At 57.0% G+C, this 11,527-nt stretch carries 11 protein-coding genes; 8 read left to right on the top strand and 3 right to left on the bottom strand.

The genetic code is table 11. The annotated features are described in order from the left end of the window. The first annotated feature begins 58 nt into the window (after window positions 1–58). Window positions 59–820 carry a CE1 family esterase gene (locus F0155_RS10485; RefSeq protein ID WP_150524467.1) on the top strand — a complete coding sequence of 254 codons (762 nt, stop codon included), beginning with the start codon at window positions 59–61 and terminating at the stop codon, window positions 818–820. Between the two features lie 7 nt (window positions 821–827). On the opposite strand, the gene F0155_RS10490 is transcribed toward F0155_RS10485, so the two are convergent. Further along, window positions 828–1,163 (bottom strand): hypothetical protein, encoded by a 336-nt coding sequence (locus F0155_RS10490; protein WP_150524468.1) that lies wholly within the window; start codon window positions 1,161–1,163, stop codon window positions 828–830. On the opposite strand from F0155_RS10490, the gene F0155_RS10495 reads away from it, so the two are divergent. The 6 genes from F0155_RS10495 to F0155_RS10520 all read left to right on the top strand — a co-directional run bounded on the left by F0155_RS10495 (window position 1,164) and on the right by F0155_RS10520 (window position 7,969). After that, entirely contained in the window at window positions 1,164–1,382 is a 219-nt protein-coding gene (locus F0155_RS10495) for a hypothetical protein (RefSeq protein ID WP_150524469.1), read from the top strand. It abuts the gene before it with no gap. Window positions 1,383–1,722: 340 nt separating this feature from the next. After that, window positions 1,723–2,193, top strand: coding sequence for a 50S ribosomal protein L13 (rplM, locus tag F0155_RS10500; RefSeq protein ID WP_150524470.1), 471 nt, complete (start codon window positions 1,723–1,725; stop codon window positions 2,191–2,193). Then, on the top strand, window positions 2,193–2,669 hold the full coding sequence (rpsI, locus tag F0155_RS10505) for a 30S ribosomal protein S9 (RefSeq protein WP_150524471.1): 477 nt from the start codon (window positions 2,193–2,195) through the stop codon (window positions 2,667–2,669). The genes rplM and rpsI overlap by 1 nt, the downstream gene beginning before the upstream one ends. A gap of 237 nt (window positions 2,670–2,906) precedes the next feature. Then, complete coding sequence (locus tag F0155_RS10510; RefSeq protein WP_161599790.1) at window positions 2,907–3,593, top strand: hypothetical protein; 687 nt, start codon at window positions 2,907–2,909, stop codon at window positions 3,591–3,593. A gap of 205 nt (window positions 3,594–3,798) precedes the next feature. Further along, window positions 3,799–5,946: an acyltransferase family protein gene (locus F0155_RS10515; RefSeq protein ID WP_150524473.1), complete on the top strand. Its 2,148-nt coding sequence runs from the start codon at window positions 3,799–3,801 to the stop codon at window positions 5,944–5,946. After that, window positions 5,924–7,969, top strand: a complete 2,046-nt coding sequence (locus F0155_RS10520) for an acyltransferase family protein (RefSeq protein WP_150524474.1) — start codon at window positions 5,924–5,926, stop codon at window positions 7,967–7,969. Before F0155_RS10515 ends, F0155_RS10520 begins: the two co-directional genes overlap by 23 nt. Before the next feature lie 19 nt (window positions 7,970–7,988). On the opposite strand, the gene guaD is transcribed toward F0155_RS10520, so the two are convergent. Then, complete coding sequence (gene guaD / locus F0155_RS10525) at window positions 7,989–9,293, bottom strand: guanine deaminase (RefSeq protein ID WP_150524475.1); 1,305 nt, start codon at window positions 9,291–9,293, stop codon at window positions 7,989–7,991. A 504-nt stretch (window positions 9,294–9,797) separates the two neighbouring features. On the opposite strand from guaD, the gene speB reads away from it, so the two are divergent. Beyond that, window positions 9,798–10,757, top strand: coding sequence for an agmatinase (speB, locus tag F0155_RS10530; protein WP_150524476.1), 960 nt, complete (start codon window positions 9,798–9,800; stop codon window positions 10,755–10,757). 15 nt (window positions 10,758–10,772) lie between these two features. Here speB and F0155_RS10535 read toward each other — a convergent pair whose 3' ends face one another. Then, window positions 10,773–11,375, bottom strand: coding sequence for a DUF6653 family protein (locus F0155_RS10535; protein WP_150524477.1), 603 nt, complete (start codon window positions 11,373–11,375; stop codon window positions 10,773–10,775). Between the last annotated feature and the right edge of the window lie 152 nt (window positions 11,376–11,527).

The following is an 11,527-nucleotide window of genomic DNA, read 5'->3' on the forward strand; positions in this document are numbered from 1 at the left end:
CCAAGATCAAGCCGCCGCATGACGCTCGCCTGGACACCAGATTTGACAATAGCTCGGTGTGATCGGCGGGGCGGCGACTGCGGCTGACTGTGGTGGGCCGAACGAGGCGTGTCAGCTTGAAAGCGGACGCTCCTATCATGTGCTGGCGCCAGACGGATGGGATGGTGTCAGCAAGCTGCCTGTGCTGATGCATTTTCATGGATGGGGGCGGACGGGCGCCGATCCTGTTCGCAATGACCGGATTGCCGGGGCTACGCGCACGCGCGGCGTGCTGCTCGTTTCCCCGAACGGCCTGCGAAAAAGCTGGAACTTCTGGGCGGAGCGGTCAGACGATATCGGCTTTGCAAGTGAGGTTCTGGCTGATGTGGCGAAGCGGTATCCGCTGGACAGGAGCCGGATCTATCTCTCGGGATATTCCTATGGGTCTGCGATGGCGTGGCGTTATTCCTGCCAGAATGGAGCGGGCGTTGCCGCCCTGCTTGGTATTGCAGGAACATTGGATCAGCAAGAGACCTGTCCTGAAGCTCCAGGGGAAGTGCGCCATGTCCATGGCTTGAAAGACACGGTGATGGACTTTCCGTATGGGTCGGATGGAGACACGGACTACCCGGTGCATTTGTGGCGGCAAAGGCTGGGTTGCGGCGAAGCGAGCGATGACTATCGCTGGACTGCCGAAGGCGGTCTGTCGTTCGACAGAACTGTCTGGACCGACTGCTCAGCCGGTTCGGTTCGCCTTGATCTTCACGAGGGCGGACATCTCATTCCGCGGGGATGGTTGGCCCGGCAACTGGATGAGCTTCTGGGCCAACCTTCCAGATAGTCTGCCGTTAAGCCTTCTGGCCCGGGTTCATCAGTCCAAGAAGAACACGATGCACCAGCCATGCAATGAAACCAGCCGCACAAAGGGCGGCAATTGCGGCCAGAGAGTCGCCCAGAAGTTCATAGGGCATTGGCATTGTGGCGGTGAACACACCGATGATGGAGGCGACCAGCGCGCCGGTAAGCAGCGCGCCAAGCATCATGCGCATGACGTCGCCGTTCAGCCATGAGGGCACTTTAAGGGACGCGTAGAGATCGCCCAATGCCATGTAGCAGAAGATGGTGAGCGTAAAGGCTGCGCCTGCAAGCAGCAGGGAACTGTAGGATGTAAGGGCGGAAACCATTTGACGAAGGTCCTGGGCACCTTGGCCCGATACGCGACGAGCTTTCGCGCAAAGCTGCGGACAGGTGCCGGTCTTCTTCATGTCACTTGGTCGGAAGGTCCGGCCAGTTGGTGCTCTGCCCGCCTTGTTTATCTTGTGGATCGGGGCGAGGAACTCAGAAGTGGCAGTGTGTCAGCGGCTATATTTTCTGCCGAAATCCGTCCTTTCGCAAGCCTCTGAACATGCCCTTGGCACGAGTATATTTTTGTATCAGCGCTGGAAAGCGTCATGGATTCGCCGGAATTCGCGAGGCAGACGGGAAAATCCGCTGTTTTGGCGATAGGTCAACGATCGAGACGAGTAACGACAATCGAAAAGTCGCTATTGAAGTACGGTAATATAATACCGTTTTTGTAAGCCGTTGAAAATGCAGTATTATTTAATGCATCTTCCAGATAAACGTGCTTGACGGACTTTTGGGCTCGGCGTATAAGCTCCCTCGAACGAATTTGAGGCCCGTTCCTTCGGCATATTGCCGAGCGGGCCCTTTTCTTTAACCGATCAAATACGGATCAATCTCATGAAGACCTTCTCTGCCAAGCCGGCCGAGGTCGAGAAAAAGTGGATCGTGATCGACGCAGAAGGCATGGTTGTTGGCCGTTTGGCTGCATACATCGCCAACCATCTGCGCGGCAAGCATCTGCCGACCTACACGCCGCATGTCGACTGTGGTGACAACGTTATCGTTATCAACGCTGACAAGGTTATCCTGACCGGCCGAAAGTACGAAAACAAGAAGTACTACTGGCACACCGGCCATCCGGGCGGCATCAAGGAGCGTACAGCTCGCCAGATCATCGAGGGCCGCTTCCCGGAGCGCGTTCTTGAGAAAGCCGTTCAGCGCATGATGCCAGGCGGTCCGCTGTCCAACAAGCAGCTGTCCAACCTGCGTGTTTACGCTGGCCCGACCCACCCGCATGAAGCTCAGTCGCCGGTTCTGGTTGACGTAAAGAGCCTGAATGCCAAGAACGACGGATTGAGGGCAAACTAATGGCTGAGCTGCAATCTTTGGAAGAATTGGGCGGCGCTGTTGGCACTGCTGCCCCGGAAGCTCCGGTTCATGTTCAGAAGCTGGACGCTCAAGGCCGCGCCTATGCAACGGGCAAGCGTAAAGACGCTATTGCACGTGTTTGGGTGAAGCCGGGCTCTGGCAAGATCATCGTGAACAAGAAGGACTTCACCGAGTACTTCGCACGTCCGGTCCTGCAGATGATCCTGCAACAGCCGATCGCTCTGACAGATCGCTCTGGCCAGTACGACATCATCGCCACTGTTGTTGGTGGTGGTCTGTCCGGTCAGGCCGGTGCTGTTCGTCACGGCATCTCCAAGGCTCTGACTCACTACGAGCCGGAACTGCGTTCGATCCTGAAGAAGAACGGCTTCCTCACTCGCGACAGCCGTGTCGTCGAGCGTAAGAAGTTCGGTCGCGCAAAGGCTCGCAAGAGCTTCCAGTTCTCCAAGCGCTAATCGCTGGACCAACTGGTTTCAAATTCGAAGAACCCGCGGGAGCAATCCGGCGGGTTTTTTGTTTGGCTTTGGTTTGCCGTTGTATTGGCATCGCGTAAAGGCTGGCTGATCTGGAATTGCAAGCCGGGAGATTGTTCATGCCGGGGTATTGCTCCCGCTATGTTGAGGGAATACCTGTCGCTGCCGTATGAAATTGATTTCAAAGCGCGAACCTGAAATACGTTATGCAACTTTTGATTGTTTTACGTGTTGGTCCTTGCAGGAGTTATTTGCGTGTATTTCATAGGGATTGTTTGGGCGATCATTGCGCCGGTCATGTTGTTGCCGCTGATTTTGCTCGTAGCGCTTGTGATGCGTCCTTTGGGGCGGAAATGGGCGTTGTCCGTTGCGACCGTTTTGGTTTTGGCGCCTGTAATTTATATCTATTCCCAAGATCTGGCCGAATTCAAAGCCACTTGCACGGGCGTCAGCCCTCCGACAATTGCTGATCGTGCGACCGCTGAAGGAATTTACCTCAACTCCGGAACAGCCAATAGTTTCGGCAACAGGTATCTTCGTGAGGAGGGGTTTAGCTGGTTGGAACGTCAGGATATTTACGACCGCTCCACCTTTGTTCGAGTGACCCTTGATCCGGACAATCGGCCAAGTGGAGAAAAAATCCCGGCCATCACCGCGCGATATGAAGTCAGGGAGCTTTTTGAACAACGACCGCCTGATCTCAGCGTGTCCTTGACCGAGATTGTAGACAGGCAAACGGGTCTTGTAATGGCGCGTGCTGAGCAGGTTCGGTTTGGTGGAGGCCGGATGAAATGGGTTCTGGGCGCTCATGGGAGTGGGAAATGCCCCGACCCACGGTTTGCGCCCGATTTTTTCCATGACTATTACCATCTGGCCCGCAATACCTTGCGACCGGATACAAAATAACTCCTCCGGAGAAGTCTGTATCTAAAGTTCGAATGTAAGCAGGAGCATCTCAAAACGAATGGCCTGCCAGATTGTTCAAGTTATTTCTGTTCCTGCCCTCGTAAAATATTACAGGCCTTAACCATACCGCTTAAGCGTCATGCAAGACCTTGAGGCTACAACTGGGAATGGTTGAGGCTTTGAAGTCTGGCAGTGACGGGGGCATATGGAGTATCGGCGCGAAATAGATGGCCTGCGGGCCGTTGCGGTGGTGCCGGTTGTCCTGTTTCACGGCGGGGTGTCGCTGTTTTCCGGCGGCTTTGCCGGTGTGGACGTCTTTTTTGTCATTTCCGGCTATCTCATCACCGCGCTGATCCTTCAGGACCTCGAGAGAGGACAGTTTTCCCTTTCCCGTTTCTATGAACGTCGCGCTCGGCGCATACTGCCAGCTTTGCTGGTGATGCTGTTTGTCAGTTTTGTTCTGGCCTGGCTGTGGATGCCACCCAGCCAGATGAGCTTTTTCTCCAGGTCGCTCGCCGCTGTGGCGCTCTTTGCCTCCAACATCTTCTTCTGGCGGGAAAGCGGATATTTCGATGTCGAATCGCAGACGAGCCCGCTGCTCCATACGTGGAGCCTTGCCGTTGAGGAGCAGTTCTACATCCTGTTTCCGCTGGTGTTGTTGTTCGGGTGGCGGTTCGGGCGGAACCGGGTGTTCTGGGCGCTGGTGATCGTTGCGGCGATCAGCCTTCTCTTGACCGAATATGGCTGGAGATACCGGGCCTGGGCGAATTTCTACCTCTTGCCAACCCGGTTGTGGGAACTGCTCGCCGGGAGCCTCTGCGCCTTCTGGCTGGTCGGACGCAAGACGCAAGGCAACAACCTGCTGGGACTTGTTGGCCTGGCCGCAGTCGTCTCCTCGTTCTTCCTGTTCGACAAGACAACCCCATTTCCATCCTTCTGGACGGTTCTGCCGGTAGGTGGCACGGTCCTGCTTATCCTTTACGGAACCAAGGCGACGTGGGCGGCGCGCGTTCTGTCTGTGAGACCGCTCGTTGGCATCGGCCTGATCAGCTACAGTGTCTACCTGTGGCATCAGCCGCTGCTTGCCTTTCTGCGCATTCGTTCTCTCGGCGAGCCTTCGCAGGACGCTCTTTTGGTGGCTGCGCTGCTGAGTTTCCCGATTGCTTGGATCAGTTGGCGGCTGGTGGAGCAACCGTTTAGGAGAAGACCCGATCCGTCACGCCAGACACCTGCTGCGCGGCGCATATTTGCCATGGGTGGGGCGGGGCTTGCCGGTTTTCTTCTGGTGGCGAGCCTTGGCTGGATGTCTGACGGCTATCGGTTCCGCTTTGACCCGGCTCTTGCAGCCATTGATGCGGCCAGAAGCGATGTCGCCCCGCTGATTTCGGATTGTTATCTGGAGCCACCCGCAGCCGGGGGCATGAAACTCGGTCCAATGCCGCGCCCGGCCTGCACCTTTCCCGCATCCGACGGGTCCGTCGATGTTGCGATCATTGGCGACAGCCATGCCCTGACATTCTCATCCAAAGTGATCGAGGAGCTTCGGCGAGGTGATGTTGGTGTCACCACCATGTCCTTTGCCGCCTGCGTTCCCTTCGAAGGCTACTGGCATTCCCGGGCCCGGTGTGACGAGCCGGTGGCCGAGCTGGTCAACTACATCCTGTCGAGTGACATAAAGACCGTTGTTCTGGCAGGACGCTATGCGCTCTACACGCGCGATGATCCGTTCAATAATGGCGTCGGCGGCATAGAGCCCGAGCACATGGGCCCGAAATACTTCACCAACCCGCTGCTTGAGGGGGACTACGAGAAGACCCTCGTGCCCAACATGCTCCATGTCATGCAGGAGGGGATCAGCAAGTATCTCGACGGAGGCAAGAACCTGGTACTGGTCTATCCTGTGCCGGAATCGGGCTGGTCCGTTCCCGATCGCTACTTCAAGGAACGTCTCTTCAATGACGGCGCTCAGGAGCTTTCCTTTCCCATGGAGGCGTTCCTGAAACGCAATGAAGATGTGATTGGCTTCTTTGACAGCCTTGATCATCCGCACCTGAAAAAGGTACGTCCGCAGGATGTTCTGTGCTCCAGCGAGGAGGGGCGGTGTCTCAACGCTGTTGGAGAGAACGTGTACTATTATGACGACGACCATCTGTCGAATGCAGGTGCTGCGCTGCTTGTCCAGCCGATCGTTCAACCGGTTCTGGACACACTCGGCCGCAAGTCCGAAATGCTTGTCGCAGAAGTTCCCGGCAAGCGGGCGTCAGATACGTTTGCTGCCAGCTGGGTGATGCGGCTTACCCCCATTTATGTTGAAGAAATTGGCTTTTTGAATGAATTATCGGCGCGAAATTGATGGCCTGAGGGCTGTCGCCGTTCTGCCTGTAGTCCTGTTCCATGGCGGTTTTGAGTTCATCTCCGGCGGGTATGCCGGGGTGGATGTCTTCTTTGTCATTTCCGGGTATCTGATCACTGCATTGATCGTGCAGGATCTCGAAAAGGGTCGTTTCTCCATTCTGGAGTTCTACGAACGGCGTGCCCGGCGCATCCTGCCGGCGCTGTTCGTCATGCTGGCAGTCTGTAGCGTGATGGCGGCACTGTGGATGGCGCCGAGCCAGATGACCACCTATTCCAAGGCTCTAGCGTCAGTCGCACTCTTTGCGTCCAACATCTTCTTTTGGCGCAACAGCGGCTATTTCGACACCGGTTCTGAAAGCAATCCCTTGCTCCACACCTGGAGCCTTGCGGTTGAGGAACAGTTCTACATTCTCTTCCCGCTGTTTATGCTGGCAGCCTGGCGGTTCGGGCGTTCAAAGGTGTTCTGGACGCTGGTGCTGGCGGCACTGGTGAGCCTGCTGCTGACCGAGCCGGGGTGGCGGTTCAAGGCTTGGGCGAATTTCTATCTCCTGCCGACCCGTGCATGGGAGCTGCTCGCCGGTTCTCTATGTGCGCTCTGGCTGACCGCCAGACCGCAGCGGGAAAACGATTGGCTCGCCGCAGCGGGCCTTGCCGCGATTCTGGCCTCGTTTTTCCTCTTTGATCGCAACACGCCCTTTCCGTCATTTTGGACAGTGCTTCCGGTTGGTGGCACTGCCTTGCTGATCCTTTTTGCCGGACCTGCAACGCTGACCGGGCGTTTGTTGGCAATGAAACCCTTCGTCGGGATCGGCCTTGTCAGCTACAGCGTTTATCTGTGGCACCAGCCTCTGCTTGCCTTTCTTCGTATTCGCTCGCTTGATGCGCCGTCTGCAGAACTGCTGTTGGTCGCCGCGGTGATGTCGCTGCCGATCGGATATTTGAGCTGGCGATTTGTGGAGCAGCCCTGGCGCAAGGGGCAGGGTGCCCGGTTCCGCTCATTGTCGACTGCAAGGGTTCTCGGCTGCGCGCTCGCAGGGCTGATCGTTGTTGTTTCCCTCGGTGCCTGGGGAGCTGTCTCGCGCGGTTTCCCCGGCAGGTTCGATCCGGCCCTTGTGTCAATTGATAATGCCCGCAACGACACATCGCCGCTCACGGATGCCTGTTACATCGAAACCCCGGCGGCTGGCGGCATTGATCTTGGTCCCTTACCGCGCCCGGAGTGCACTTATCCGGCAGCCGATGGATCTGTTGACGTTGCAATTCTGGGCGATAGCCATGCCGAGGCCATTTCCTATCCGCTCATGCAAGATCTTAAGGACCAAGGCGTTGGTGTTACGACCCTGTCACTGGCCGCTTGCGTGCCGTTTGACGGCTATTGGCACACCAGAGCGCGCTGCGACGAGAGCGTCAAACAGGTGCTGGACTATGTGAAGAGCAGCTCGCTGAAGACCGTGATCCTCGCAGGTCGCTATTCGCTCTATGTCCGAGACGATGGTTTTGACAATGGTTTGGGCGGGGTTGAGCCGGACCAGATGGGGCCGAAGACTTTCGCCGATCCGCTGGTTTCAGGCTCGGGCGAGGCGGCAACCCTTGCCAACGGGCTCGACATGATGGCCCGCGGCGTGCGCTCCTATCTGGACATGGGCAAGACCGTCATTCTGGTCTATCCCATTCCTGAGGCGGGGTGGTCCGTTCCTGATCGCTATTTCAAGGAGCGTATGAGCTATCCGCAGGCAAGCGAACTCACCATCCCGATGCCGGTTTTTGAGGCGCGAAACGGTGATGTGATCCGGCATTTCGACGGGCTCAGTGACCCTAACCTTGCCAAGGTCGACCCGCGAAACGTGTTTTGCCGGAAGGAGGATGGGGTCTGCGTGAATGCCAGCGGAGATGACGTCTTCTATTACGACGATGACCATCTCAGCTTGACCGGAGCTCGGTTGCTGACCGGAGAAATTGTTCCACTCGTGCTCAATTCACTTGGCCGCAGGGTCGGGGAACAAGTCAGCGCTGTGCGGTAGACCACCGCCACCCAGTTTCTCAGGACTTCATTGCCTGTCCAGCCACATAGGTCTGGGCCACCGCGCGGTCATCGCCGAGGGTTTGAAGAAGGAAAAGTTCTTCTGCCAGTGTTTCGATGGTTTCCATGCGCAGGGCCATCGCAGGCGTTGAACGGGCGTTGAGCACGATCACGTCCGCTTCTGTCCCGACCGCGAGATTACCGATCTTGTCTTGAAGAGAGAGGGACGTGGCATTCCCAAGCGTCGCCCAGTAGAACGTTTCGAATGGGTGGAGCCGCTGGCGCTGCAACTGCAGGACCTTGTAGCCTTCGTCGAGGGTACGCATCAGCGAATAGTTCGTGCCGCCGCCGACATCGGTGGCGATGGCGGTCTTGATGTTGGCTCCTTCCAGTCGGGCCCGGTCAAACAGGCCGGAGCCGAGGAAGAGGTTGGACGTTGGACAGAACACGGCTACCGCGCCGGTTTCGCGCATGACACCCAGTTCCCGGTCATTCATGTGGATGCAGTGACCAAGAAGTGTCCTTTCGCCAAGCAGGCCAAAATTCTCATAGACCCGCAGGTAATCATCCGCCTCCGGATAGAGCTCCAGTGTCAGATCGATTTCGTTGTGGTTCTCATTGATATGGGTCTGCAGGTGGCAGTCGGGATGCTCTTTCAACAGCGCTCCGGCCGCTTCCAGCTGGGCCGGGGTTGATGTGATGGCAAAGCGCGGTGTGATCGTGTAGAGCGCGCGGCCTCGGCCGTGCCACTTGTTTAACAGCGCCTTGCTGTCGTCATAGGAGGACTGGGCCGTGTCGCACAGGTCGGCGGGTGCGTTCCTGTCCATCATTGTCTTGCCGCCCAGCATGCGCATGTTGCGGCGTTCGGCTTCCTCGAAATAGGCATCGACCGAATTGGGGTGGCTGGAACAATAGGCAACGGCGGTTGTGGTGCCGTTGGCAAGAAGCGCATCATAAAATGCACCGGCGATGCGCGTGCCGTGAGCCTTGTCGGCAAATTTCAGCTCTGCCGGAAACGTGTAGTCGTTGAGCCAGTCCAGCAGCTGCTCCGCCCAGGACGCAATCACCTGAGCTTGAGGGAAGTGAATATGCGGATCAATGAAACCGGAAGTGATCAGGTGAGGGCGGTGATCAATGACTTCGGCCTCGGCGGGGGCCGTGTCCTTCAGGGCAGTAAAGTCACCGAGACCTGAAATCCGCCCGTTCTCGATCAGCAGACCACCATCTTCCAGATAGGTAAGCGCATCATGATCGTCAGGACCAACCGGCTTGCGGTTGAAGGAAAGAACGCGTCCGCGCAGCAGCTTGGGGTGAGTGTCCGCCAAGGGTAAGTCCTCACGACTGGAAGTTTCTAGGTTTTGAAGGATAGGCTGGGTGGGCGGATTGGAGGCGTATTTCGTGGATCAAACGGCAAAGGATGGTGGAAAGGGGCCTGTAGAACGTATTGAACATACGTTCAAAGGCAGTTTTCCTTCAGACTTCTGCCGTTTACTCCACCCAAAGGGCCGGGCCTGCATCGCCCAATACAAGGCGCACCTTGCTCGACGATGTACCACATCGCCTGTGCCAGTTTCACCTTGTATTGAACACTGCATTTCCCGGCGAAATACATCGCCAATCCGTCCACACAGCCTGTGCTTCGTTCCATTTACTCCTGCTCTGGCGGGAAGGACAAGAGCGGAGGACTTTCTTGCGGAGGCTGGAAATGGGAGAGAAGTCCAGCATTGCGCCCTGGGCGGCTGTTCGCAATGCGATTGACGGCGATGACGGGATGTGGAACGAGGAGGTATGTTTGCGCGCTTTGGCGCCTTAACTTCGTGAGACCTAAAATGCACTCCAAAGACCCGCGTCCGACCGACAATGCCTTTCTTGGCAGTTCCCTCAAAGGGGGCTCCCACGAGCCGACCTATGGCGGAGCGCTCAGCTTCATGCGCCGTCGCTACTCCAGGAATCTTGACGGGGTAGATCTAGCGATCTGGGGCATTCCGTTCGATGCTGCGGTGTCGAACCGACCGGGCGCTCGGTTCGGACCGCAAGGTGTTCGCCGGGCCTCAGCCATTTTTGATGGCGATCCGCAGTATCCCTTCGATATGGACCCGTTCGAGGTGCTCTCTGCCGTAGACTATGGTGATTGCGTTTTCGATTATGGTGTCCATGCAGAAATACCCGGTCATATTGAGCGTCAGGCGCGGGAAATCCTCGATCAGGACACGCATCTGTTTTCCATCGGCGGGGACCACTTTGTTACCTGGCCTCTGCTCAAGGCTCATGCGGCCAAGCATGGACCGCTGGCTCTCGTGCATTTCGACGCCCATCAGGATACATGGCCGGATGACGGTGGTCGGATCGACCACGGCAGTTTTGTTGGCAGGGCAGTGCGGGACGGGATCATTGATCCGGAAAAATCAATCCAGATCGGCATCCGGACTCATGCGCCGGAAACATGCGGCTTGGAGATCCTCTATGGGGAGGAAATCGAGCTTCTGGGTGTCAATGGCGTGGTTGAAATGGTCAAGGACCGGGTCGGGGACGCGAAGGCTTACATGACCTTTGACATCGACTGTCTTGATCCTGCGTTTGCGCCGGGCACGGGAACTCCTGTTGCCGGAGGCCTGTCGAGCCGCGAAGCGCTGATGATCCTGCGTCGTCTGGGCGATATCAATTTCGTGGGCGGGGATATCGTGGAGGTCGCGCCTGCATATGACCATGCAGATATCACCTCGATTGCCGGGGCTTCAGTTGCACTGACCTATATAGGTTTGCTGGCGGAAAAACGCCGGGAGGACTAAAAGTCTGACGGCGCTTCAGGCCGTTTTGCGCCGCGCCTTGCGCGGCGCATTGTCGTTTACGGGCTGAATGGACCAGAAACGATACAATGGATGAGCGTCCTGCATGCGTTCGTACAGGTCTGCCATCCGCTGCCAGTAGGCCAGTCGGGATGCGGCATACAGGCCAAGTGCCGATGGCAGGATCATCGGGTTGTTCATGTAGGCGGCGAATAACCCTGTCGCGGCACTCAATGCAGCGACGATCCAGAAGGCCCGTGCAGTCTTGAGGTCGGTGTCAGGAATTTCGACTTGCATGCGGTTCATCAGGACCATTTCGCCGAAGGTTGCCTTTTGCAGCCAATTGCTCGGGGAAAGGCGCAGGGGAAGCGTGTGTCCAAGGGCATCCAGCCAGAACCAGAGCGACAAAAGCAGCCCGCCGCAAACAAACAGCCCCAGATCCGGATGAAACCACAAGACAGCGCAGGCGCTGGGAAGAAGAAGGAACCGGGTACAAACCAGGGCTGGCGGCGTTGTTTTACGGGCCCGCAAAGTGGTGCTCGCCCGTGCCGTCAAGGCTCTTGTCGGCAAGTTCCGAACCGGAAGAATTTTGGCCGTTTCCTGGAACCGGGGAGTGATCATCAACAAACTCTTTGTGTAAATCTTCATGATAGTATTAGGCCACAGCCGCCGTTGTCGCAATTCACTTGGCGCACAGACTTTGGTGGAAACTGCGATGCACAGTGTTAACCCACTGAAAAATATTAAATTGTGGATTTATTTGCCTTGAATTG

Source organism: Roseibium sediminis (genome assembly GCF_008711325.1).
Classification (GTDB): Bacteria; Pseudomonadota; Alphaproteobacteria; order Rhizobiales; family Stappiaceae; genus Roseibium; species Roseibium sediminis.

What these genes read in the sequence shown, in the direction of transcription:
- F0155_RS10490 (WP_150524468.1), bottom strand. Translation starts at nt 1,163, where the DNA reads ATGGTTTCCGCCCTTACATCCTACAGTTCCCTGCTGCTTGCAGGCGCA.
- speB (WP_150524476.1), top strand. Translation starts at nt 9,798, where the DNA reads ATGCACTCCAAAGACCCGCGTCCGACCGACAATGCCTTTCTTGGCAGT.
- F0155_RS10520 (WP_150524474.1), top strand. Translation starts at nt 5,924, where the DNA reads ATGAATTATCGGCGCGAAATTGATGGCCTGAGGGCTGTCGCCGTTCTG.
- rplM (WP_150524470.1), top strand. Translation starts at nt 1,723, where the DNA reads ATGAAGACCTTCTCTGCCAAGCCGGCCGAGGTCGAGAAAAAGTGGATC.
- rpsI (WP_150524471.1), top strand. Translation starts at nt 2,193, where the DNA reads ATGGCTGAGCTGCAATCTTTGGAAGAATTGGGCGGCGCTGTTGGCACT.
- F0155_RS10535 (WP_150524477.1), bottom strand. Translation starts at nt 11,375, where the DNA reads ATGATCACTCCCCGGTTCCAGGAAACGGCCAAAATTCTTCCGGTTCGG.
- F0155_RS10515 (WP_150524473.1), top strand. Translation starts at nt 3,799, where the DNA reads ATGGAGTATCGGCGCGAAATAGATGGCCTGCGGGCCGTTGCGGTGGTG.